Source organism: Paeniglutamicibacter sp. NPDC012692 (assembly GCF_042901625.1).
Lineage (GTDB): Bacteria > Actinomycetota > Actinomycetes > Actinomycetales > Micrococcaceae > Paeniglutamicibacter.
The window spans coordinates 1,384,164-1,406,133 of sequence record NZ_JBIBDE010000001.1 but is presented as its reverse complement, the minus strand read 5'-3'; the positions used below and the strand labels follow the sequence as shown (position 1 = coordinate 1,406,133).

The following is a 21,970-nucleotide window of genomic DNA, read 5'->3' as shown; positions in this document are numbered from 1 at the left end:
CAAGATAAGCGTCCTGTGTGGCGTGTCATGCGTGGCTAGACTCGTTGGGTGCCACGAATCCTTGCTGACCTGAGTCCACTACGCGAAAGCCCGGCCTTCAAGCGGCTCTGGATCGGCAACGCGCTCTCCGCCGTCGGTGGGCAGTTGACGCTTGTGGCGGTCAGCCTGGAGGTCTACGAGCTGACCCGCTCAAGCTTTTACGTGGGCCTGCTCGGCGCATTCGCCCTGGTTCCGTTGGTGTTGACGGGTCTCTACGGTGGCTCGATTGCCGATGCCCACGACCGGCGCAAGGTGGCGCTGGCATCCGCCATCGTCTTGTGGGCGGCGACCGCGGCGATCGCAGCCCAGGCCTGGCTCGGCGTGGACAACGTCTGGGTCCTCTACGGCCTGGTGGCGATCCATTCGGCGGCAGGCGGAATCAACCAGCCGGCCCGTGGCGCCATCATCCCCGCAATCGTCGGCCTCAAGCTCCTGCCGGCCGCAAACTCGCTGAACATGGTCACCTTCGGGATCGCGCAGATGGTCGGCCCCCTGCTGGGCGGGATCCTGGTGGCGCGGATCGGATTCGGCTGGACCTACGGAATAGACGTGTTGACCTACACCGCCGCCGTCTGGTCCGTGTACATGCTCCCGGCGCTGCCGCCCGACGGAAAGGCCGGCCAAGCGGGGCTGCGCTCGGTCATCGAGGGCTTCCAGTTCCTGGGCACCCAGCCCAACGTCCGCATGACGTTCCTGATCGATCTGGCGGCCATGGTGCTGGCGGCCCCGCGGGCCCTGCTTCCGGCCGTGGGCGCCGTGCTGATCGGTGGCGGGGAGCTGACGATGGGCCTGTTGCTCGCTGCCACCGCATTGGGGGCGTTCCTGGCCGGGCTGTTCTCGGGTCCGCTGGGACGCCTCCACCGCCAAGGGGTCGCGGTGTTCGTGTGCGTGGCCGTCTGGGGTGCGAGCATCGGGGCCTTCGGACTGGTGGTGCTGCTGGCATCGCGCCAACCGCTCCCCGCCGGCGGTGAAGCCAGCGCCTGGCTGTGGCCGGCCGCGCTGTGCATGGCCGTCGCGGGTGTTGCCGATGCGATCTCCTCGGTTTTCCGCACCACCATCCTGCAGGCTGCGACCCCCGACCACCTGCGTGGGCGGTTGCAGGGCGTGTTCATCGTGGTCGTCGCGGGCGGCCCGCGGCTGGGCGAGATGCTCTCCGGCGGCGTCGCCGGCGGAATCGGCGAGGGCGCCACGTTGCTCCTGGGTGGAATCGCCTGCGTGGTTGCCGCGGCGCTGCTCATGCGCGCACAGCCCGGATTCCTGCGCTACGACTCGCGCCACCCAAAGCCCTGAAGTCCTCATTCGAACCGTCGCCTCGCAAACTCGCGGCAACATCACAGCGGGGAACAAAGACGGGCCAAGGCTCGTTGACTACAGTGGATACAACTTGCGGTATATGAAGCCGCGAACCGTTCTTCGAGGAGAAAACCACAGTGCACAATCACAACAACGGTCTGAAGACTGCGGGGCTGCTTGGCGGCATGTTCGCCCTGCTGCTGGCCATTGGCGGCCTGTTGTCTTCGGGAACCGGAAGCAGCAGTTTCATCTGGATCTTTGCGCTCATTGGTTTGGCCACGACTGCCTATGGCTACTGGAACAGCGACAAGATCGCCATCCGCTCCATGCAGGCCTACCCGGTCACCGAGGCCGAACAGCCTGCCATGTACAAGATCGTGCGCGAGCTGTCGGCCGCTGCGCAGCAGCCGATGCCGCGTCTCTATGTCTCGCCGACGGTGGCCCCGAACGCGTTCGCCACGGGCCGCAACCCGCAGAATGCGGCAGTCTGCTGCACCGAGGGAATCTTGCAGTTGCTCAACGAGCGTGAACTGCGAGGGGTGCTGGGGCATGAACTCATGCACGTCTACAACCGCGACATCCTCACCTCCTCGGTGGCTGCTGCCGTGGCGGGCGTCATCACTTCGCTGGCCCAGTTCCTGCTCTTCTTCGGCGGCGGCGACCGCCGCAATGCCAATCCGCTGGCCATGATCGCGATGGCTTTGCTGGCCCCGCTGGCCTCGACCGTGATCCAGATGGCCATCAGCCGCACCCGCGAGTACGACGCCGACGAAGACGGGGCCAAGCTGACCAACGACCCGCTGGCGCTGGCTTCGGCCCTGCGCAAATTGGAAGGCGGAGTGCAGCGCGCCCCGTTGCCGAGCGACGACCAGCGACTCGTGAACGCCTCGCACCTGATGATTGCCAACCCGTTTGCCGGGGGAGCCCAGAAGCTCTTCGCTACCCACCCTCCGATGGACGACCGCGTGGCGCGCCTGGAAAAGATGGCCGGCCGCCCATTGGGTTACTAGTCGCGCCGGTGACAGCACCGGACAAGTAACGCCTTTCGCTCCCGTTTCCCCTCTGCCGGGGAAACGGGAGCTTTTCTTTGGCCGGCGAGCGGTCCCGGACGATTCTCCGGCCGCCGTCCCGGCAGGCGTCTCCGGGTCTTCGCCCTGCGGAAATCCGGCTTAAACCAGGCGTCATTTAAGAAAATACCGAATCGTGAACACGGGCCACTGGAGATTCATATCACCAAGTGAATAGCCGGATTGCCGCAAGCGGAGGGGGCAGCGGGTTGGATGGCACTCTTCGTTAGCCTGATTTCGGTTTGCGGCATGAAGTAAGCGGGGCGTAACCTCATTAGGCAATGGGCATGTAGCCTATTGGCAACAGTCGCACCTAATGGGTGGAGTGCCGCAATGTCGGTGTCTGCCGGTTGACACTGAACCACGAAGGTAATTCATGACCGCGAACTTTCTCATCGGCCTGCGCGAGGGGCTCGAAGCCGTCCTTGTTGTCGTGCTCCTGTTGGCATATCTGCAAAAGACCGGGCGGACTCAGCTCGTTCCCCGGATTTTCGCAGGAGTCGGCATTGCCGTTGCAGTCTCCCTGGGATTTGGTGCGCTGCTGACCTTCGGACCGCGCGGACTGACCTTTGAAGCCCAGGAAGCGATTGGCGGAAGCCTGTCCATCGTTGCCGTGGGATTCGTGACGTGGATGGTCTTCTGGATGGCCAGTGCCTCCAAGACCCTGGCCGCGGATCTTCGCGGAAAGGTGGACCAAGCGGCCGAAGGATCGGCATGGGGGCTGGTCATGGTGGGGGCGTTCGCGGTGGGCCGCGAGGGCCTGGAAACCGCAATGTTCCTGTGGGCTGCGACCCGTGCCACGGGCGAGACCTGGCAGCCGCTGGTGGGCGCAACGCTTGGCATCATCGTCGCCATTGGCCTCGGTGCACTGTTGCACCGAGGAGTCCTGAAGATCAACCTGTCCAAGTTCTTCACCTGGACCGGCGCTGCCTTGATCGTTGTTGCAGGCGGCGTCCTGGCTTACGGCGTGCACGACCTGCAGGAGGCGGCAATCCTGCCGGGCCTGCACAACCTAGCTTTCGACGTTTCACACATCATCGCCCCGGGTGGCTTCCTGGGAACGCTGCTCAAGGGCGTATTCAACTTCTCGCCAGCGACGACATGGCTCGAGGCAATCGTCTGGGTTTCCTATGTCGTTCCCGTGATGACCATTTTCTTCCGTCGCATCTCGGTGCCCAAGAAGGCCGCATCATCGACCTCGACTGCAGCCGTCCGGGCAAACGCCTAGTTTTCACATCACTTTCACCATCAAGGAATCCTCATGAAGCTTGTTCGTCCCCTTAATTTCACTGCGGCCGCCGCCGTGGCAGCGCTGGCCCTGACCGGTTGCACCACCAACACCCCGACCGCCGAGGGTGACGGATCCATCCAGGTCACCAGCACCGCCGAGGCCTGCACGGTCTCCGCAGTCACTGCGCCGGGCGGAACCATGAAGTTCTCCGTCAAGAACGAGGGCACAGAGGTGACCGAGTTCTACCTGTTGGCCGAGGACGGTCTGCGCATTGTCGGTGAAGTTGAAAACGTGGGCCCCGGGCTCAGCCGCGACCTCGTGGTCATTGCGCCGGAAGGCAAGTACTTCACCGCTTGCAAGCCCGGAATGGTTGGCGACGGCATCCGTGCGGCTTTCACCGTGACCAAGGCGCCCGAAGGGGAAACCGTCAGTGCCGACCGTGCAGCGCTTCAGGCCACCGCGGTGAGCCTGTACTCCGCGTACGTCAAGGACCAGGCACAGCAGCTGGTTGAGGGCACCAAGGAGTTCGCCGAGGCCTTCGCCGCGGGGGATGCCGATAAGGCGCGCGAACTCTACCCCGCCGTGCGCATGCACTGGGAACGCATCGAGCCGGTTGCCGAGTCCTTTGGCGACCTCGACCCCATGCTGGACGCACGCGAAAAGGACCTGGAAAAGGGCGACGCCTTCACCGGATGGCACCGGGCGGAAAAGGACCTGTGGGCGCCCAAGGGCTACACCGCCATGACGCAGGCCGAACGCCAGAAGATTGCCGACAAGATGGTTGCCGACACGGTTGAGCTCAACAGCCGCACCCGGGAACTGACCTACACGCCGGACAAGCTGGCCAACGGCGCCAAGGAACTGCTCGACGAAGTTGCCACGGGCAAGGTCACCGGCGAAGAAGAATTCTTCTCGCACACCGACCTGTGGGACTTCCAGGCCAACGTGGAAGGTGCGCGCATCGCCTACGAAGACCTGCGTCCGTTGCTTGCCGGCAACGACTCGGAACTGGATGCCGCACTGGAAACCAACTTCGCAACGCTTCAAGGCCTGCTGGACCAGTACCGGAAGGGCGACGGCTTTGTCCTCTACACGGACCTGACCGACGCCCAGGTCCAGGAACTCAGCGCGGCCGTGGATGCGCTGGGTGAACCGCTGTCCAAGCTCACCGCCGCAGTGGTGAAGTAGCACCCGATGAGAAAGACCACGGACGTCGCCAACGACGACAAGCAAAAATCCCGGGGAATCAGCAGGCGCGGCCTCTTTGGCGCCGCGGGTGCCGGCGGCATCGGTTTGGCCGTTGGAGCCCTGGGCATCAACGCCGTCAACGCGGCCACCGTCCCGAATCCCGCCGACAAGATCGTCGACTTCTACGGGGAACACCAGGCCGGCATCGTGACCGAGGCGCAGGACCGCATGCACATCGCTGCGTTCGACGTCACGGCAAGCACCCGCGAATCACTGATTTCGTTGCTCAAGGACTGGACCGAGGCGATCGCCGAGCTGACGCAAGGGCGTGAGATCGGGGAGGGCGCCACCGACGGCAGCTACGACGCTCCGCCGGACGACACCGGCGAAGCCCTGGATCTGGATCCCAGCCACCTGACCGTGACGATCGGATTCGGCCGGACCCTGTTCGAGAAGGACGGCAAGGACCGCTACGGCCTGGCCGGGAAGCTGCCCGCGGCCCTGATCGACCTGCCACACTTTGTCGGTGATGCGCTGGAGGAAGAACGCAGCGGTGGCGACCTGATTGTCCAGGCCTGCGCCGACGATCCGCAGGTGGCCGTGCACGCCGTGCGCAACCTGGCAAGGATCGCCTTTGGCCGTGCACGCGTGCGTTGGTCCCAGATCGGTTTCGGCCGGACGTCCTCGACCACCACCACCCAGAAGACGGCCCGAAACCTCTTCGGCTTCAAGGACGGCACCGCAAACCTCAAGCAGGAAAACGCCGACCTCCTTAACGAGCATGTGTGGGTCCGCGACTCCAGCGGGCCCGAAGCATGGATGAACGGCGGAACCTACATGGTCGCGCGTCGAATCCGCATGCACATTGAGATCTGGGACCGCACTTCATTGGGCGAGCAGGAAGGCCTCATCGGCCGCACCAAGAAGGAAGGAGCGCCGCTCTCGGGCGGCGGGGAATTCACCGACCCAGACTTCGGCATGCAGGGCCGCGAGGGGCCGTTGATTGCCGTGGACTCGCACGTTTCGATTGCGCATCCGAGCCACAACAACGGGGTGCACATGCTGCGCCGCGGCTTCAACTACACCGACGGCTCGGACGGACTGGGCAAGTTGGATGCCGGGTTGTTCTTCATTGCGTTCGTCGTGGATGCGAGGACGCACTACGTTCCCATGCAGTCGGCAATGGCCAGGAACGACGTTCTGTCTCTCGAGTACTTGCGGCACACCGGATCGGGCCTCTTTGCCGTTCCGCCGGGAGTCCAGCAGGGCGGGTACCTGGGCCAAGCCCTCTTCGAATCCTGATTACCCGGATGCGGTTCCAGCGCGATAGCGGTGGAGAACCGTACGCAGTGCAACGCGACAAATGACGATGGGCCTGTCACCTCGAATCCGAGGTGACAGGCCCATCGTTGTTATCAAAGGCGAATTAGCGGAAGTTCACAAACTGGAGGTCCGCATCTTCAAAGGTCCGCAGCAATGCCATGGTGGCCTGCAGGTCATCGCGGGACTTCGAGGAAACGCGCAGTTCGTCACCCTGAATGGTGGACTTGACGCCCTTAGGTGCCTCGTCGCGGATGAGCTTGTTGATCTTCTTGGCAACATCCTGGGCAATGCCCTCAACGATGGATGCCTCGATGCGGTATTCCTTGCCCGACTGGTAAGGCTCGCCGGCATCCAGGGACTTCAGGGAAATGTTGCGCTTGACCAGCTTGGACTGCAGAACATCGAGAACGGCCTTGACGCGTTCCTCGGAGTTAGCCTTCATGAGGATCTTTTCGCCGCTGAAATCGACCTCTGCGCCGACGCCCTTGAAATCGTAGCGCTGCACGATTTCCTTCTGGGCCTGGTTCAGTGCGTTGGACACTTCTTGGCTGTCGACTTTGCTGACAACATCAAAGGTTGAATCGCTCGCCATGGGAGCCTCCTAAGAGTAGAGATGGGCTTTGAATACAAGACTACCGGGGTGCCGCAAATGGCCAAAAGAGGCCCATAATTGGAGTGTGGGGCAGCTCACGTACCGTTCGATTTTATCTTTCGAAAAAAGTCATGTAGAGTTTCTACTCGTTCCGCAGGGAACAAATTCGGCAGATTACCCGAGTGGCCAAAGGGGGCTGACTGTAAATCAGCTGGCAACGCCTTCACTGGTTCGAATCCAGTATCTGCCACCGAATGAAGCTCGAGCCCAAATCGTAAGATTTGGGCTCGAGCTTTTTCATGCCCAAAATCGATCCCGGTACCACCCTCGTTGCCTTGGTAGCCTTCATTGCCCGGCACCTGCACGCGATGTGATTCACCCAATATATTGGAATTGCCGCGAATCTTGTCGGTTCCCTAGGCCGCCATGCGCTCGCCCATGGGAACGACGAATACATCCCAGAGCAACATCATGGAGTCACGCGGGGCTTGAAGCACCGCGTTGTAGTGCGCCCACTGCCACTCGGTCGCCCCGTTGTCGGCAGGCGGCTTCGGAGGACAGGAACCCGGAGTCAACCACGTGTTTCCATCCCAGATCGCCTGCAAGGGCCCCACGGCCGTTGCCGCGGCGCTGGGATCGTCAAGCGGGGAGGGGTAAGAGACCCGCTCCTGGATCCTGGACGCCGGCGCGATGGCAAACGGCATGGACTCCGTGATGGCCAGGTCGACGGGGAGCCCGTCGACGTAGCGTTCGGCAAGCAGCATTCCCTCGGAGAGTGCCCTGCGACCGGATTCGCCGGTGGTGATCAGCAACAAGGTGCACCGTGTCATGGCCCGTTCCCTTTCTTTTCAGCGGGTTCTTCATCCCCATGAGGATAGAAGGACGGAAAGGTGATTGGGGCGGGTGTCGCGGGGTTGTGGATAGGTCTCGCGAGGCGGTTCGAAGGGCCTTGGGGCAGGGCGGTGTCCAAGGCCACAAATTGGGGATAACTGAGGCATGAACATCAGTTCGCGGTACCGTGGAGGTATGGCTACCATCGACATCACCGAAGCTGAGTTCACCACGGCACTGGAAGAAAATGACATTGTCTTCGTAGATTTCTGGGCTGAATGGTGCGGACCTTGCCGCCAGTTCGCCCCCGTGTATGAGCAGGTTTCGGCAAAATACCCGGACGTAAAATTCGCCAAGGTCGACACCGAAGCAGAACAGGGCCTTGCTCGTGCCGCAAACATCACGTCCATCCCCACCCTGATGGCCTTCCGCGACAAGGTGCTCGTTTTCTCGCAGCCCGGCGCGCTGAACGCCTCTCAGCTCGACGACCTGGTTGTTGCGGTCAAGGGCATCGACATGGAACAGGTTCACTCGCAGATCGCCGAGCAGGAAGCACAGGCTCAGTAGCTGCGCTTCAGCGGCGCCGGTGATCCATCGGCGCCAACCGGGGGCCAAAGGCCTGTTTGCGCACGCCCGAGGCGCCCAGGAGCCTGACCACGCGCTGCCTGTGCCCCGTGTAGGGGGCCAGCAGCCGGAGCATCCCCTCATCATCGACCCTGCGCCCGGTCAGTACCTGGCCGACGAAAGCCGCCAGGTGGTAGTCGCCGACCGAAACGTGGTCCGGCGCGCCGTGCGTGCGTTGCAGCACCTCGGCGATGCTCCAGGGACCCACCCCGGGAATCGAGCCCAGTGCGGCGTCGATGGTCCCGGGCCCCAAAACGCCCTCGCGTTTGCTCCCCAGCGCCAGTGAGCCCCAGCGTTCCAGGCTCGGAGCCAGGACGGCGGCACGCACGGCAGTGGCCGAGCGTTTGGCATCAACGCGCGCCTGGTGCCACTGCCACGGCTGCAGTGAACGCACCGCTGCCGGGGTCGGCGGCAACCGCATGCCGGCCGGCGCCGGGGCCGGCGGAATTTCGCCTACCGCGAGCGCCAGGTACTTCCACGCGTAGTGGGCCTCGATCACCGTGACCTTTTGCTCGAGGATGGCGGGGAACAATGCGTCGAAGATGCGGCCCGTGGCGGGGAAACGCAAGCCGGGGTTCATCTTGCGGGTTTGCGAGACGACCTGGGGAACGGTTTCCCTGAAGGGCGGCGCGTCAAAGCCACTCCAGTCGTCGTGTGCGCCGATCAGCCGCGGGCCCTGTGCCACGGCCGCTTGCGCTCCCGGACCCCATGCCCGCAGCATCACCTCCGAATGCAACGCCTCAGTACGGGAGATGAGCAGGGTGACGGGGCCCTCGGCGGTGTGGAAACACAGCCAGGCCTGGGTCGCGCCCACCCTGGTGGTGGGATCCTGCGGGCCGCGCTGAAGGATGGAAAGGCTGGGCCGCAACGAATAGGGCCCCTGCGGATCCCAGAGGGCATGCGCGTCACTGGGGGGAAGCTGGGGTGCAACATCGAGGGCCATGGAACAATCCTCCCACCGTGCCTACGACGGGTGTTACGTGCCCCCGGCCGCTCATGAAGAATCACTACGAGTCACCACGAAATTGTTACGCTGCGCCGGTAGAGTGTGCGCCATGAAGTACGCGCGCACAGTCCTTGACCTGATCGGCAACACGCCACTGGTTCAGCTCAACTCAGTCACCGCAGGAATCCAGGCAACGGTTCTGCTCAAGCTCGAATACCTGAACCCGGGAGGGTCCATCAAGGACCGCATCGCCCTGAAGATGGTTGAGAAGGCCGAGGCCAGCGGGGAACTGCAGCCCGGTGGCACCATCGTCGAACCGACCAGCGGCAACACTGGGGTCGGGCTGGCCATGGTGGGCCAGCTCAAGGGATACAAGACGATCTTTGTCACCCCGGACAAGGTGGGCGAGGAAAAGCGCGACGTGCTGCGCGCCTACGGTGCCGACGTCGTGGTCACCCCCACCGCGGTGGCTCCCGAATCACCCGAGTCCTACTACGGCGTCTCCGACCGCCTGGTGCGCGAAATCCCGGGGGCCTACAAGCCCGACCAATTCTCCAACCCCGCCGCCCCCGACAGCCACTACGAATCCACGGGCCCGGAAATCTGGGCCGATACCGACGGCACCGTCACCCACGTGGTCATCGGCGCAGGCACCGGCGGAACCATCACCGGTACCGGCCGCTACCTCAAGGAGATCTCCGCGGACCGCCCAAGCGGCCCAGTCCGCGTCATCGGGGTCGACCCCGACGGCTCCGTGTACTCCGGCGGCACCGGACGCCCCTACTTCGTCGAGGGCGTCGGGGAGGACATGTGGCCGGCCAACTACGACAAGTCGGTCCCGGACGAGGTGCTGCCCGTGGGGGATGCCGAGGCATTCGAGATGACCCGCCGACTGGCCAAGGAAGAGGGCCTGCTGGTGGGCGGCTCCTCCGGTATGGCGGTTGCCGCGGCCCTGCGCCTGGCCCGCGACCTGCCCTCCGACGCCGTGGTGGTGGTCATCGCCCCGGATGGCGGACGCGGCTACCTGGGCAAGATCTTCAACGACGCCTGGATGCGCTCCTACGGCTTCCTGTCCACCGACAGGCAGGACACCGTGGCCAAGCTGCTGGGCTCCAAGGACAGCAGCCTTCCGGACCTGGTGCACGTGCACCCCAACGAATCGGTGCGCGACGCGATCGGCATCATGAACGAGTACGGGGTCTCCGCCGTCCCGGTGCTCAGTGCCGAGCCGCCCGTGCGGCTGGGGGAGGTGCTCGGCTACATCGACGAGCGCACGCTGACCGAGAAGCTCTTCCGCAATGAAATCGCCCTCACCGACCCGGTCGGTCCGCTGGCGACCGTCCCGCTGACCATGATCGGCGTGCACGAATCCATCGACAACGCCCGCACCCTGCTGGCCGACCACGACGCACTGCTGGTCACCCACGACGGCGAGGCCGTCGGGGTCATCACCCGCCACGACCTGCTGACCTACCTCACCCACTAAGGACCCACACACCATGAGCGAGAACAACCACGCCAACCAGGGCTTCAACACCCGCGCCGTCCACGCCGGCCAGGCCTTCGAACCGCGCACCGGGGCCGTCGTGCCGCCGCTGCACTTCTCCTCCACCTACGCCCAGGACGGGATCGGCAACCTGCGCGCCGGCTACGAATACGGCCGCGGCGGAAACCCCACCCGCGACGCCCTGCAGGAACAGCTCGCCGCACTGGAGGGGGGCACGCACGCGTTCTCCTTCGGCTCGGGCCTCGCCGCGGAGGACTCGCTGATCCGCGCGCTGACCGCACCGGGCGACCACATCGTGCTGGGCAACGACGCCTACGGGGGAACCTACCGCCTGATCGCACGGGTGCTCGGCGGCTGGGGGATCGGGAACACCCCGGTGAACATGGCCGACCACGCGGCGCTCGCCGAGGCCATCGCCGCAAACAACACCAAGCTGGTGTGGGTCGAGACCCCGTCGAACCCGATGATGCGCATCTCCGACATCGAGGCCATCGCGAAGATCACCCACGACGCCGGCGCCCTGCTGGTCGTCGACAACACCTTTGCCTCCCCGTACCTGCAGCAGCCGCTGGCCCTGGGCGCGGACGTGGTGGTGCACTCGACCACCAAGTACATCGGCGGGCACTCGGACGTGGTCGGCGGCGCAGTGATCGTCAATGACGCCGAGCTGGCGGAGAAGATCGGCTTCATCCAGTTCGCCGTGGGCGCCGTCTCCGGCCCGATGGACGCGTTCCTGACCACCCGCGGGCTCAAGACCCTGGGCGTGCGCATGCGCACCCACTCGGAGAACGCCATGGCCGTCGCCACCTGGCTGGCCGGGCGCCCCGAGGTTGAGGCCGTGCACTACCCGGGTCTGGAGGACCACCCGGGGCACGAGCTGGCCAAGAAGCAGATGAGCGATTTCGGCGGCATGGTTTCGGTGCAGTTCACCGGCGGCGAGGCCGCGGCCCGCACCGTGGCCGAGGCTACCCGCATCTTCACCCTGGCCGAGTCCCTGGGCGGCATCGAATCGCTGATGAACTACCCCTCGGAAATGACCCACGCCTCGGTCAAGGGCACCGAGCTCGCGGTGCCGGTGAACCTGCTGCGGCTCTCGGTCGGCATCGAGGACGTCCAGGACCTGATCGCGGACCTGGAACAGGCGTTCGCCAAGCTCTGACCCGACGACGGCCCCTGTTTCGGGGGCACTCCAGACAGCGATGGCCGGGGCCCGTGCGGAAAATTCCGCATGGGCCCCGGCCATCCTTGGTTTCGGCGCCTTGGGCAGGCCGTCCGCCGGCTACTTCGCCGCGCCCTGCCGCCGGCGTGCCGCGCGTTCGGCCTTGCGCTGCGCGCGTGCGGCTTTGGCCTGCGGGGCGAAGAACCTGATGCTGCCCGGGGTCCACAGCAGTGCGACGCCGACCAGTATCAGCGCGGCGAAGAGGCCAAGCCGGAACCCTCGGGTCATTAGCGGCAGCCCGATGATCAACCCGCACCAGGTCAGCGACAGCCGTCCCGCGAGCTTGCCGCGCCACAGCTGGAGGACGGCGAAGCCGACGAGCAGCCCGATCCCGACCAGCGCAATGCCCGCGGCCCACAGCCCGGGCGCCTCGGCGGCCGGGCGCTGGGTGGAGTTGTAGAAGAAGCTTGCGGCGAATCCCAGCGCCGCCAGCGCGGTGGCGATCCACCACCAGCGTGCCACCACCAGGGAATGCGGCACCGTCTGCCGGGCGGATTGCGGCGGGGTCTGCTCGTCCGGTCCCAAGGCCCTACCCGGCTACCTTGACGGGCACTGCACGGTGGTCGCCTTGGTCCGCCAGCCATCCGGCAAAGGCGTCGTTATCTAGCAAGTTCATGTTCGGGAGGATACCGGAAAACGTTTGGTAGTGAGAGACAGGGTGCCGCGGCTGCGCAGGGCCCGCGCCCCGCGTTTGTGTGAACAACGGTGACCCGCCGGCGGCGGCCCGGTTGGCCGAAATTACCCCCGGGGGCATATTCTCGAGGCATGGAACTGGACCCAGCAGAACTCAAACCGGTACTCAACAGGCTCAAGCGTGCCCAGGGGCAGCTTGGCGCCGTGATCCGCATGATCGAGGACGGCCAGGAGTGCGCGGACGTGATCACCCAGCTGTCCGCGGCATCCAAGGCCCTGGACCGCGCCGGGTTCAGCATCATCGCCAGTGGGCTGCAGTCCTGCATGCAGGCCGAGGCGAACGAAGAAGGCGCCGGGGCCGTGGATCGCCAGAAACTTGAGAAACTTTTCCTCTCGCTGGCATAGACTGCGAACCATGAGTGCACAGGTCAACGTCGAAACAGTGAACCAGCAGGGCCCCGGGACAGGGATCCTGGAACAGGTCTGCGTGGTGCATGCGCTGAAGCCCGACCGCGGCATCGGTGTCACCGCGATCGACAAGCGCGCGGTCGCCGGGCCCGTCAAGGCCACCAAGGTCGGGCTCTATGCCGATGTGCAGGCGGACCGGATCCACCACGGCGGCGCCGACCAGGCGATCTACGCCTATTCGGAGGCCGAGGCGCAACGCTGGGCGCAGGAGCTGGGCCGCGAGATTCCCGGGGGATGCTTCGGCGAAAACCTCAGGGTCTCCTCGCTGGAAACCACGGACGCCATCGTGGGGGAGCGCTGGCGGATCGGCAAGTACGTTGTAGTGGAGGTCACGCTGCCGCGCACGCCGTGTTCGACCTTCGCCAGGCACATGGAGGAGGAGGACTGGGTCTCCCGCTTCACCGAACGCGGCGACGTGGGCTGCTATCTCCGGGTTGTCCGGGTCGGCAAGATCCGCGCCGGCGACGCCATCGAGGTCGTTTCCCGACCCGCGCACGGGGTCAGTGTGCGGGACGTCTTCACGGGACCGACCCCGGCGCAGGCGCAGGCCATGCTCGACGAGCAGGCGGCAACCGGTGTCCCGCTTCCGGAAAAGATCCTCAACAAGCTGCGGCAGCTCGGGTTCACGGACTAGATCCACCCAAGTCGAACCCGGTCGAACGGCCACGTTGGCCGTGGTGCGCGGCTGTGTGCGCAAGCTCACCGGACAAAAAGACCCCCCTTTCGGGTCAGGGGCGATAAGCTTAGGTGTTCGCTGTATCCGGCTTCCCTCGCATTCTGCCCAATATTTGAGGCAGGAGCTCGTCGTGTGTGAGCCCGCCAAATTGCGCGGGATGTTTCTTTCATAGGGGAGTCGCCGGACCAAAGTGATTGAGTCCGATTGTGCTGCGGAGCCTCGTTGAAACGGGGTTTATCCGCCCCTATGAATGAGGTTATTTTCCTTGTCTACTGACATGCCCGAAAACCAGAACGCCAACGCCGAAACCAAGACCGAAGAGAACACCGTTCTCTTCTCCGATTTGGGTCTGGACGGCCGCGTTCTCGCCGCAGTTTCCGATCTTGGCTACGAAAAGCCATCCCCGATCCAGGCAGCAACCATCCCGCTGCTGCTCGAGGGCCGCGACGTTGTCGGCGTAGCCCAGACCGGCACCGGCAAGACCGCCGCGTTCGCCCTCCCGGCTCTGTCCAAGATGGCCGAACTGGCCGACTTGAACGGCACCGCACGCAAGACCCAGGTCCTGGTTCTTGCCCCGACCCGTGAGCTTGCACTCCAGGTCGCCGAAGCATTCACCTCCTACGCCAAGCACATGGGCGACTTCACCGTCCTTCCCGTGTACGGCGGATCCGCCTACGGCCCGCAGCTCAACGGCCTTCGCCGTGGCGCACAGGTAGTCGTCGGCACCCCCGGCCGCGTCATCGACCACATCAACAAGGGTTCCCTGGACCTTTCGGACCTGCAGTACGTGGTCCTTGATGAGGCCGACGAAATGCTGCGCATGGGCTTCGCCGAAGAGGTCGACAAGATCCTCGAGGCCACCCCGGAAGAGAAGCAGGTTGTGCTGTTCTCGGCCACCATGCCTTCCTCGATCCGCCGCATCTCCAAGCAGTACCTGCGCAACCCGCAGGAAGTCTCCGTCAAGGCACAGAGCAGCACCGGCAGCAACATCCGCCAGCGCTACGTGCAGGTCATGGGAGCCCACAAGCTCGACGCCATGACCCGCATCCTTGAGTCGGAAACCTTCGACGGCGTCATCGCCTTCGTTCGCACCAAGATGGCGACCGAGGACCTGGCCGACAAGCTCAAGGCCCGCGGCTTCACCGCAGCGGCCATCAACGGCGACATCCCGCAGCAGCAGCGCGAGCGCACCATCGAGAACCTGCGCGATGGCAAGATCGACATCCTGGTTGCCACCGACGTTGCGGCCCGTGGCCTTGACGTGGAGCGCGTTTCCCACGTCGTGAACTTCGACATCCCGCACGACACCGAGTCCTACGTCCACCGCATCGGCCGCACCGGCCGCGCCGGCCGTTCGGGCGACGCGATCCTCTTCATGACCCCGCGCGAAAAGTACTTGCTGCGTGCCATCGAAAAGGCAACCCGCCAGTCCGTCGAGCTGATGCACCTGCCGAGCGTTGACGCAGTCAACGACAAGCGCCTCTCGAAGTTCGCTGACAAGATCTCCGAGACCATCTCGTCGCAGGACCTCACGGTCTTCCGCAACCTGGTCGAGAAGTTCTCCGCCGAGCACGAAGACATCGACGAGGTCGAGATCGCCGCTGCGCTGGCACACATGGCACAGGGCGGCCGCCCGCTGCTCATGCAGGAACTTCCGGTTGCCCCGGCCAAGCAGGCTCGCCTTGCAGGCGGCGGCAAGGACGGCTTCGGCTCCCGCGGCCCGTCGCGTGCACTGACCGAAGGCAACGCAACCTACCGCCTCGCGGTTGGCCGTCGCCAGCGCGTCATGCCGGGCTCCATCGTTGGCGCACTTGCCAACGAAGGCGGCCTGACCTCCGCACAGATCGGTGGCATCGACATCCGTGCCGACCACACGCTCGTGGAACTGCCGGCAGACCTCTCCTCGGAGCAGCTGCAGTCGCTGTCCCGCACCCGCATCGGTGGCGAACTGATCCACCTCGAGCTGGACAATGGCCGTAGCCCGCGCAGCGATCGTGAAGGCGGCGGCGGTTACCGTGGCGGCCAGGGCGGCGGCGGCGGTTACCGCGGAGGCCGTGAAGGCGGCGGCGGTTACCGTGGCGGCCAGGGTGGCGGCGGATACCGTGGCGGCAACGACCGTCGCAGCGAAGGCGGCTCCTCCGAAGGCGGCCGTGGCGGTTACGACCGCAACGACCGTGGCGGCCAGGGTGGCGAGCGCGGCGGATACCGCGGCAACGCCGGTGGCGGCGAGAACCGCTTCGGCGGCTCGCGCAAGCCGCGCACCGCAGGTGGCACCGGCGCCCCGCGTCGTCGCGACTACTAAGCATTAAATAGGCAAACGCCCCCGGTGGGGGTGTTCATCCCGAAAGGGTTGGGCACTCCCGCCGGGGGTTTTGTTTTGCCCGGGCGCAAGGCGGCGAGTTCGACGCTCTATCCGGACGTGGACGCGCTGCTGTGTTTCAACCGGACGCATCGGGCATGGCTTGAAACCCGCCCGCGCGCACGCCATCGATTACGTGAACCGCTGGACGGGGAGGAAGCCCCTGAAACCTATGTATGCCGCCGTGAGCTGTTTGAAGCGCTGTGCGTCGCTGACAGGGGCGCCAGCGCGTGACGCGCTCGTGAGCCCGCCGTCAGCGAGCTGTGGAACTGGACGGGCGGCAATGCCGCGTTTGCTCCCGCCAAGTTCCAGGGTGTGTGGAAATTTTGCAGGGACCATGGATGCTGACGAGCTTGTCTGGTCCGGGGGAGTCCTGGGGTCGGTGGTCATTGGGCGCCATCCGGTGCCGACGAAGTCCCCGGCCTGGGCCCCGCCGGCACCACGAGCCTTTATAGCGGAAAGAACTTCCATGATCCATGTCACTGCACATGGGCTCGATTAGCCCTCTGACGTGCCCAATTCACCCGATTTTGTGTCGTCGGCCACAAAAGTGCATCTCGATTTCACAGTGCCGAAAAATGCTGGTAGAGTTCTTACTCGTTGCCCCCCTAGCTCAGTGGTAGAGCGCGTTCTTGGTAAGAACGAGGTCACCGGATCGATTCCGGTGGGGGGCTCTGAATGGAATGGCCCGCGTTTGAGTCTGCCCGCAAGGGAACCGTGACGCGGACGCGGGTTTTACCATTCGTGGCGGCTTAGCTCAGCTGGTTAGAGCGCACGACTCATAATCGTGAGGTCCCGGGATCGAGTCCCGGAGCCGCTACAGAATGATCCCCGCCTTCCTTGTGAAGGCGGGGATTTTTTCATGCCAAAGTTCAGGTCACCCGTCTGGGCTTGTCGGGGGCCTCAACGATGTCGGCAGTGTTTTCGGCTACCTGCGTCAAGCTTCGCCGACACGGGCCACGACGCCCATGTGGGCGGTTGCCGGCCCTTGACGTTGTGACTGGTGACCCGTCCGCCCCAACGAGTGGCATGCCCAAACTCAGCGCGGTTCAGCTTCCGACTCCCGGTATTTCAAGCGCGAATGGCGCAGCCAAGGTAGCGATTCCGTTAACCCTGAGTTCCACCGCATGGAGTCCCGGGTAATACTTTCGGGTGCTGATGGGAACGATGCCATGCTCACGCCGTCCAGCCCAAGTTTCGCCTGGCGCCAGCGTGCGCGTGCTGAGCTTGAACGTCTTGGGCCGTGTCCGGCCGTTGGACTTCATGAAATGGATGACGTAGTCAATGACGACAGTGGTTGGCGTGCTTTCCTCGTTTGTCACCGCGTACGAGAAGTCCAGCGATTCCCCGAGGCCGATGGACTTGCGTTCGACGACAGGGCCTGTGACGGCGAGGCGTCTGGAACTTTCCACGCCAATCATTTCCAAGGCATCCAGATTCGTTTCCTTGATCAATGTTCTCAAACCATGCCGGATCAGCTTCCGGCTTTCGGGGCTCCCATCAGTTGCCCATCGCCGCGCCAATCGCAATGCCAGCTCGGGGTTGATCTTGCTGATGTCGTTGAGGTGGTTGGCGACCGAACGGCGAACGAAGTCCGAGTCGTCGTTGAACAGTGCATCAAGAATCGGCCCGGAGAGCCTTTCGTCCTTGGCAAGGTGGTCCATGCGCATGGCCCAGGGCAGTCGCGGCCGAGTGCATTCCGAAGCCAAGCGTCGAACATCCGGATCGGTATCCTGCGTCCACCGAACAATCGTGGGCCAGACGTCGTCCTGATTGGACGCGATCAATTTCCGCATGGCAAATTCGCTGCTCAACCGGGGCGTGAAACGTCGAAGCAATTCGAGTGTCGTATCCAGATCCGGGTTCTCCCGGGTGACCAGGGCATCCGAAACCGCCAGTGTCATCCAACCCGCGAAATCCTTCGATTCCAGGAGGCTCATGGCCGTGACGTCGAGCGATGGCTCGATGTCGCCGCGAAGGGCTGCAGAGATCAGCGCAATGCGTTCATGGATGCCCTTGGGGCCCAGGTTCCCTTGCACTGCACGTAGGGAAGTGAGCGGTTCGGCGGGGTTTGCATCCGATATCAATCCGATGAGTCTGTAGAGATCGTTTTCGCCGAGCATTTCATCTGCAAAAGGCACTGGGTATCGGGCTTTCTGGTTTGGACGTGGGCCGTCTGGCCGAAGGGTTCCCGCCGCGGCGCGCAAGTTCAATTGCGCTGGAAGGCGGGATCTTCAAAGCGGTTATTCGGCACCGTTGCCATCTCCGGAAGTGATGCTTGACATGGGAAGCAGGTGCCCCTGCGGTAGTCTAGTCGGAAGTTTGCAACGCGACGTGCGCAACGGATGCCCGATTCTGGAACATGTCGTTTCCGTTCCGGGTTCTAGGTGGCTTCTCTGGCGCAAACGACTACCCGACGAGCCGTTTGCCGGTGAAACCACCTGCGAGCCAGGGAGCGCGCCGCGTCGCTACTCAACTGCAACACAACCAAGGAACGGGGCGAATTGAGTAATGGGGCTTGGACGAGGTTCATGGTTTGCTGCAGTCGCTGGTGTTGCAGCGTTGGCCGTCGCCGGATGCGCAAGCCAAAACCCGCAGCCAGTGGCGCACGAATCCGCTGGCTACTCCGCCCTTGAATGGGCGGACGGAAGCGAATTCCGGATCAGCAGGATCGATCTGGAGACAGCTACCGAGGCTGTGCCCGGACGGGACTTCAAACAGGTGTCCACCACCGAACGCTGGGCCCTCGGCAGCGAATCCTTCGCATCATTCGGCTTGGATCGCGAAGGTCGGCTGGTTGGATCCATGATGGAGAACCAGGGGATCGACGCCTCCACGAATCGCCTCACCTCGGGATCCCGTGTGGGCCTGGTGGTGGACGAAGAATTCCAGCCATGGCCCGAGGCTGCAGGAGCGGAGCCTTCCAACGAACTTCGCCAAGTGGAAAGCGGGGATTCCGACGGGGATAACTTCGTCTGGTTTGAGACTCCCGACACAGCCCTGGTGGCCACCACCTGGAAGATCTTTGCCAAGCGCGCAGCCGCATCCGAACCCGTGCTGCTGGCGAAGTCCGGTGACAATGCAGACGACCCGTCGCTGGGGGCCGGAATGGGCGGCATCGACCCAGTCATCCATTCCAACCGAGTGTATTGGCACACCACCGTGGGGCCGGAAATCGGGGGAATGCTCAACACCCAAGTAGTATCGACCGACCTCTCCGGTCAAGGAAAAATGCGCATAGAGGAATCCGGGGCTGCCTACCCGGTGTCACTGGACGATGCGGTGGCGGCGGTGAGACTTGAAAAGCTCGACGGGGAAGCAGAAGAAGAAGAAGAAGAAGAAGAAGAAGAAGGGGAATTGAACTTCCTCACCATGGACGATGCCCGGGGAATAGTTCTTCTGAACAACGACGGAACCAGAACGGACCTGCTCAAGATCGCGGAGAACGCGCCGGAAGGCAGCTTCTTCAAGACGCTGAACGGTTCCGGCAGCGCCCTGTCCTTCTCCTTCAACGGGGAGACTTTCGTCGTGGACACCAAGAGCAAGAAGGTCATCGCGTTCACCGAACCGCAGGATTCCTATCTTGAAGGTCTGGCGCACTGCGGGGACTTGGTGACGTGGACCTACTCAGATGCCAGCGGCGAAGGCGTTGCTTCCCAGTATGTTTACAACTCCGACAAGCAGACGTTGCGTGCCGTGAAGGAACCGGACCTGTTCGGAAACAGCCTTTGCCAAGGCGAATACCTGGCCTGGTCGGTTCGCGATTCGTCAAACGACAGCGCACTGGCCACGGACGTCGTCACGAAGTGGAAGGACTGACCCCGCCCAAGGTGCTTGCGAGCCGGAACTTCGCCGGGATCTGGCCATGACGGATTCTTTCCAATGTGGCATTGTTGGCCGGAGGCGCAACAGCACGGGAAATGCCGTTGGTAACAGTGCCGGGGCGACGGGGGTGAGCGGTGAAACCGCGGGACTGGTGGGAACGATTCTTCCTCGTTGGGATCGCGGCCAAGGGCCTCAACGGGGCCGCCGAAATCCTTGGGGGAATCGTCCTGCTTTTTGCAGGCCCCAGGTCACTGAACGGCATCGCCTTGGCGCTGACCCGCAATGAGCTGACCGAAGACCCCAATGACTTCATCGCCACCCATCTGTTGCACATCACGGAACGGGCAACGCAGGGCTCAATCCTGTTTGCTGCCATCTATCTGCTGCTGCACGGCGTCGTGAAGCTCGTGCTTGTTGTTGCCATTCTGAGGGGAAAAATTTGGGCCTATCCCTGGATGCTCGGTGTCCTGCTGGTCTTCATTGCATACCAGGGGTATCAAATATCCATCGCGCCAAGTGCAGGGCTTGTCGCGCTCACCCTCTTCGATGCAATTGTCGCGTATCTGACATGGCATGAGTACAAGCGCCACCGCCTCAGGGCGACTGCCAACGGATAGCCTGCCGCAGGCATTTCCCAGAGTATTTGCTGAAGTTGCACAGTTTGCCCATGGGCGCACCGACCGGAATACGGCTTAACGTCGTAACTGGACGGGGCGCTGGCCCACGGGAAGGTCTTATGCCAAAGAGACGGAAGCGGCTATGGGGTTCGTGGATTCGATCAGTTTGATTGGCGGTTGGTTTCCAACGGTCGTGTGGATTGTTGCCTCGATCGGAATGCTCTTCCTTCTGCTTCCCCGCAGGCAATCCAAATGGTTGCTCAGGATCGTGCTTTTGGCGGTTGCGGCAGTCCTCGCGACGTTGATCGTGCACTGGTTGTTGGTATGGGTTTTCTATGTGCTTCCCGAGCCCATGCCCGGCTCGGTGATCGCTTGGGGCTGCGTTGGTGCATTTGCCGTGTTCCTCGGCATTTTCGGCATGAGGGGCATTGGCGCCTGGCGCCGGCTGGCCACCCCGCTTGGCATGGTTGCGGTGGTCCTCTTGTCGGCGGTGCAAATCAATGCCTACTTTGGCCAGTACATGAACATCGGGAGTTTCTACGATGCGGATACTTCGGGACTGCCGACACTGGGCCGAAACGACCTGCGCACGCCCCAGGAACTGGCCCACGAAACAGGCTCCAAGCTCCCCGCAATTCAGGGGTGGACGGCGCCGAGGGACATGCCGAAGAGCGGCAAGCTCTTTGAGAATGGCATCCTGGGGACCGCCTCCGGATTCTCCGCCCGCAACGCGGTGATTTACCTTCCGCCGGCCTATCTGGTCGCCAAACGGCCCCAGCTGCCGGTGCTGGTCATGGTGGCAGGGCAGCCGGGGAGCCCGCAACGCTGGGTCGATTCAGGCAACCTTGAACACATCATGAACAAATTTGCCCGTTCACATCAGGGGCTGGCCCCGGTCGTGGTGGTCGTGGACCCCAACGGCAGCCAGGACGGGAACACCATGTGCATGGACAGCCAAATTGCCAACGCCGGAACGTATCTCTCGGTTGACGTTCCGAAGTGGATCAAGACGAATCTCGATGTCCAAACGGACACATCCCGGTGGGCCTTTGGCGGATTCTCGTTTGGCGGGACTTGCGCGATTCAGTTGGGTACCGAGCAGCCCGCCATTTACCCGAACATCCTCGATCTGTCGGGGCAGCTCGAGCCCGCACTGACGGCCAACCGAAACGTCACAATCCAGCATTCGTTCGGCGGCAACACTGCGGCCTTCGACGCCAAGACGCCGCTGGCACTTCTCAGCCGGAACAAGTACCACCACAGCTTCGCGTACCTATCCGTTGGTGCCGACGACCACCACTACGGGCCGGAGATGAGCACGCTATCGGCGGCCGCCAAGGCCGCCGGAATGACCGTTGTCGATGCAACGGTCGCGGGCATGGGGCACTCGTGGAAAGCTGCCAAAGTTGGCCTCGCAGACGGCCTGGATGTTCTGTCCAAGAGGATGGGCTTGTCCCGGTAGCGCCTCGAACGTACCGGCGCGTTGGCCGTGAATCCGCTGGGAGCTTGCGGTTCGGGAGGCAGATATCGCT

General features: G+C 63.7%; 19 protein-coding genes and 3 tRNA genes. 17 read left to right on the top strand and 5 right to left on the bottom strand.

The window, feature by feature from the left end:
• Positions 1-48 precede the first annotated feature (48 nt).
• The 5 genes from ACFY5D_RS06535 (at position 49) to efeB (ending at position 6,120) form a co-directional block, all read left to right on the top strand.
• Entirely contained in the window at positions 49-1,329 is a 1,281-nt protein-coding gene (locus ACFY5D_RS06535) for an MFS transporter (RefSeq protein ID WP_387526631.1), read from the top strand.
• 140 nt (positions 1,330-1,469) lie between these two features.
• On the top strand, positions 1,470-2,342 hold the full coding sequence (gene htpX, locus ACFY5D_RS06530; RefSeq protein WP_387526628.1) for a zinc metalloprotease HtpX: 873 nt from the start codon (positions 1,470-1,472) through the stop codon (positions 2,340-2,342).
• Between the two features lie 433 nt (positions 2,343-2,775).
• The gene (gene efeU, locus ACFY5D_RS06525) at positions 2,776-3,627 is read left to right on the top strand and encodes an iron uptake transporter permease EfeU (RefSeq protein ID WP_387526625.1); all 852 of its coding nucleotides are present in this window, start codon (positions 2,776-2,778) and stop codon (positions 3,625-3,627) included.
• A 33-nt stretch (positions 3,628-3,660) separates the two neighbouring features.
• Positions 3,661-4,818 carry an iron uptake system protein EfeO gene (efeO, locus tag ACFY5D_RS06520; protein WP_387526622.1) on the top strand — a complete coding sequence of 386 codons (1,158 nt, stop codon included), beginning with the start codon at positions 3,661-3,663 and terminating at the stop codon, positions 4,816-4,818.
• A 6-nt stretch (positions 4,819-4,824) separates the two neighbouring features.
• Positions 4,825-6,120, top strand: coding sequence for an iron uptake transporter deferrochelatase/peroxidase subunit (gene efeB, locus ACFY5D_RS06515; RefSeq protein ID WP_387526619.1), 1,296 nt, complete (start codon positions 4,825-4,827; stop codon positions 6,118-6,120).
• Between the two features lie 124 nt (positions 6,121-6,244).
• Here the strand turns inward: efeB and ACFY5D_RS06510 are convergent, their stop codons facing one another.
• Positions 6,245-6,733 carry a YajQ family cyclic di-GMP-binding protein gene (locus ACFY5D_RS06510; RefSeq protein ID WP_387526616.1) on the bottom strand — a complete coding sequence of 163 codons (489 nt, stop codon included), beginning with the start codon at positions 6,731-6,733 and terminating at the stop codon, positions 6,245-6,247.
• Between the two features lie 168 nt (positions 6,734-6,901).
• Here ACFY5D_RS06510 and ACFY5D_RS06505 point away from each other — a divergent pair.
• A tRNA-Tyr gene (locus ACFY5D_RS06505) sits at positions 6,902-6,983 on the top strand.
• Between the two features lie 166 nt (positions 6,984-7,149).
• Here the strand turns inward: ACFY5D_RS06505 and ACFY5D_RS06500 are convergent.
• Complete coding sequence (locus tag ACFY5D_RS06500; protein WP_387526613.1) at positions 7,150-7,563, bottom strand: hypothetical protein; 414 nt, start codon at positions 7,561-7,563, stop codon at positions 7,150-7,152.
• Between the two features lie 196 nt (positions 7,564-7,759).
• Here ACFY5D_RS06500 and trxA point away from each other — a divergent pair, with 196 nt between their 5' ends.
• On the top strand, positions 7,760-8,131 hold the full coding sequence (gene trxA / locus ACFY5D_RS06495; RefSeq protein WP_387526610.1) for a thioredoxin: 372 nt from the start codon (positions 7,760-7,762) through the stop codon (positions 8,129-8,131).
• A 7-nt stretch (positions 8,132-8,138) separates the two neighbouring features.
• Here trxA and ACFY5D_RS06490 read toward each other — a convergent pair whose 3' ends face one another.
• On the bottom strand, positions 8,139-9,131 hold the full coding sequence (locus ACFY5D_RS06490; RefSeq protein ID WP_387526607.1) for a DNA-3-methyladenine glycosylase family protein: 993 nt from the start codon (positions 9,129-9,131) through the stop codon (positions 8,139-8,141).
• Between the two features lie 112 nt (positions 9,132-9,243).
• Here ACFY5D_RS06490 and ACFY5D_RS06485 point away from each other — a divergent pair, with 112 nt between their 5' ends.
• Positions 9,244-10,620, top strand: coding sequence for a cystathionine beta-synthase (locus ACFY5D_RS06485; RefSeq protein WP_387526604.1), 1,377 nt, complete (start codon positions 9,244-9,246; stop codon positions 10,618-10,620).
• 13 nt (positions 10,621-10,633) lie between these two features.
• Entirely contained in the window at positions 10,634-11,800 is a 1,167-nt protein-coding gene (locus tag ACFY5D_RS06480; protein ID WP_387526602.1) for a cystathionine gamma-synthase, read from the top strand.
• 120 nt (positions 11,801-11,920) lie between these two features.
• On the opposite strand, the gene ACFY5D_RS06475 is transcribed toward ACFY5D_RS06480, so the two are convergent.
• Positions 11,921-12,385 carry a hypothetical protein gene (locus tag ACFY5D_RS06475; protein ID WP_387526599.1) on the bottom strand — a complete coding sequence of 155 codons (465 nt, stop codon included), beginning with the start codon at positions 12,383-12,385 and terminating at the stop codon, positions 11,921-11,923.
• A 240-nt stretch (positions 12,386-12,625) separates the two neighbouring features.
• Between ACFY5D_RS06475 and ACFY5D_RS06470 the strand changes: the two genes are divergently transcribed.
• The 5 genes from ACFY5D_RS06470 to ACFY5D_RS06450 all read left to right on the top strand — a co-directional run bounded on the left by ACFY5D_RS06470 (position 12,626) and on the right by ACFY5D_RS06450 (position 16,816).
• Entirely contained in the window at positions 12,626-12,898 is a 273-nt protein-coding gene (locus tag ACFY5D_RS06470) for a metal-sensitive transcriptional regulator (RefSeq protein WP_387526596.1), read from the top strand.
• A 10-nt stretch (positions 12,899-12,908) separates the two neighbouring features.
• Positions 12,909-13,595, top strand: coding sequence for an MOSC domain-containing protein (locus tag ACFY5D_RS06465; protein ID WP_387526593.1), 687 nt, complete (start codon positions 12,909-12,911; stop codon positions 13,593-13,595).
• Positions 13,596-13,914: 319 nt separating this feature from the next.
• Entirely contained in the window at positions 13,915-15,939 is a 2,025-nt protein-coding gene (locus ACFY5D_RS06460) for a DEAD/DEAH box helicase (RefSeq protein WP_387526590.1), read from the top strand.
• Positions 15,940-16,598: 659 nt separating this feature from the next.
• Positions 16,599-16,670, top strand: a tRNA-Thr gene (locus ACFY5D_RS06455).
• Positions 16,671-16,742: 72 nt separating this feature from the next.
• Positions 16,743-16,816: transfer RNA gene (locus ACFY5D_RS06450), tRNA-Met, on the top strand.
• Between the two features lie 229 nt (positions 16,817-17,045).
• On the opposite strand, the gene ACFY5D_RS06445 is transcribed toward ACFY5D_RS06450, so the two are convergent.
• Entirely contained in the window at positions 17,046-18,137 is a 1,092-nt protein-coding gene (locus tag ACFY5D_RS06445; RefSeq protein WP_387526587.1) for a DNA alkylation repair protein, read from the bottom strand.
• 370 nt (positions 18,138-18,507) lie between these two features.
• On the opposite strand from ACFY5D_RS06445, the gene ACFY5D_RS06440 reads away from it, so the two are divergent.
• The 3 genes from ACFY5D_RS06440 to ACFY5D_RS06430 all read left to right on the top strand — a co-directional run bounded on the left by ACFY5D_RS06440 (position 18,508) and on the right by ACFY5D_RS06430 (position 21,900).
• Positions 18,508-19,815 carry a hypothetical protein gene (locus ACFY5D_RS06440; protein WP_387526584.1) on the top strand — a complete coding sequence of 436 codons (1,308 nt, stop codon included), beginning with the start codon at positions 18,508-18,510 and terminating at the stop codon, positions 19,813-19,815.
• 140 nt (positions 19,816-19,955) lie between these two features.
• Positions 19,956-20,438, top strand: a complete 483-nt coding sequence (locus tag ACFY5D_RS06435) for a DUF2127 domain-containing protein (protein ID WP_387526581.1) — start codon at positions 19,956-19,958, stop codon at positions 20,436-20,438.
• 268 nt (positions 20,439-20,706) lie between these two features.
• On the top strand, positions 20,707-21,900 hold the full coding sequence (locus ACFY5D_RS06430; RefSeq protein ID WP_387526578.1) for an alpha/beta hydrolase: 1,194 nt from the start codon (positions 20,707-20,709) through the stop codon (positions 21,898-21,900).
• Positions 21,901-21,970: the final 70 nt, after the last annotated feature.

Excerpts from the sequence above, each read along its gene's own strand:
- ACFY5D_RS06485 (WP_387526604.1), top strand. The coding sequence starts at position 9,244 with ATGAAGTACGCGCGCACAGTCCTTGACCTGATCGGCAACACGCCACTG.
- ACFY5D_RS06470 (WP_387526596.1), top strand. The coding sequence starts at position 12,626 with ATGGAACTGGACCCAGCAGAACTCAAACCGGTACTCAACAGGCTCAAG.
- ACFY5D_RS06465 (WP_387526593.1), top strand. The coding sequence starts at position 12,909 with ATGAGTGCACAGGTCAACGTCGAAACAGTGAACCAGCAGGGCCCCGGG.
- ACFY5D_RS06440 (WP_387526584.1), top strand. The coding sequence starts at position 18,508 with ATGGGGCTTGGACGAGGTTCATGGTTTGCTGCAGTCGCTGGTGTTGCA.
- efeO (WP_387526622.1), top strand. The coding sequence starts at position 3,661 with ATGAAGCTTGTTCGTCCCCTTAATTTCACTGCGGCCGCCGCCGTGGCA.
- trxA (WP_387526610.1), top strand. The coding sequence starts at position 7,760 with ATGGCTACCATCGACATCACCGAAGCTGAGTTCACCACGGCACTGGAA.
- ACFY5D_RS06460 (WP_387526590.1), top strand. The coding sequence starts at position 13,915 with ATGCCCGAAAACCAGAACGCCAACGCCGAAACCAAGACCGAAGAGAAC.
- ACFY5D_RS06510 (WP_387526616.1), bottom strand. The coding sequence starts at position 6,733 with ATGGCGAGCGATTCAACCTTTGATGTTGTCAGCAAAGTCGACAGCCAA.
- ACFY5D_RS06480 (WP_387526602.1), top strand. The coding sequence starts at position 10,634 with ATGAGCGAGAACAACCACGCCAACCAGGGCTTCAACACCCGCGCCGTC.
- ACFY5D_RS06500 (WP_387526613.1), bottom strand. The coding sequence starts at position 7,563 with ATGACACGGTGCACCTTGTTGCTGATCACCACCGGCGAATCCGGTCGC.
- ACFY5D_RS06490 (WP_387526607.1), bottom strand. The coding sequence starts at position 9,131 with ATGGCCCTCGATGTTGCACCCCAGCTTCCCCCCAGTGACGCGCATGCC.
- efeB (WP_387526619.1), top strand. The coding sequence starts at position 4,825 with ATGAGAAAGACCACGGACGTCGCCAACGACGACAAGCAAAAATCCCGG.
- efeU (WP_387526625.1), top strand. The coding sequence starts at position 2,776 with ATGACCGCGAACTTTCTCATCGGCCTGCGCGAGGGGCTCGAAGCCGTC.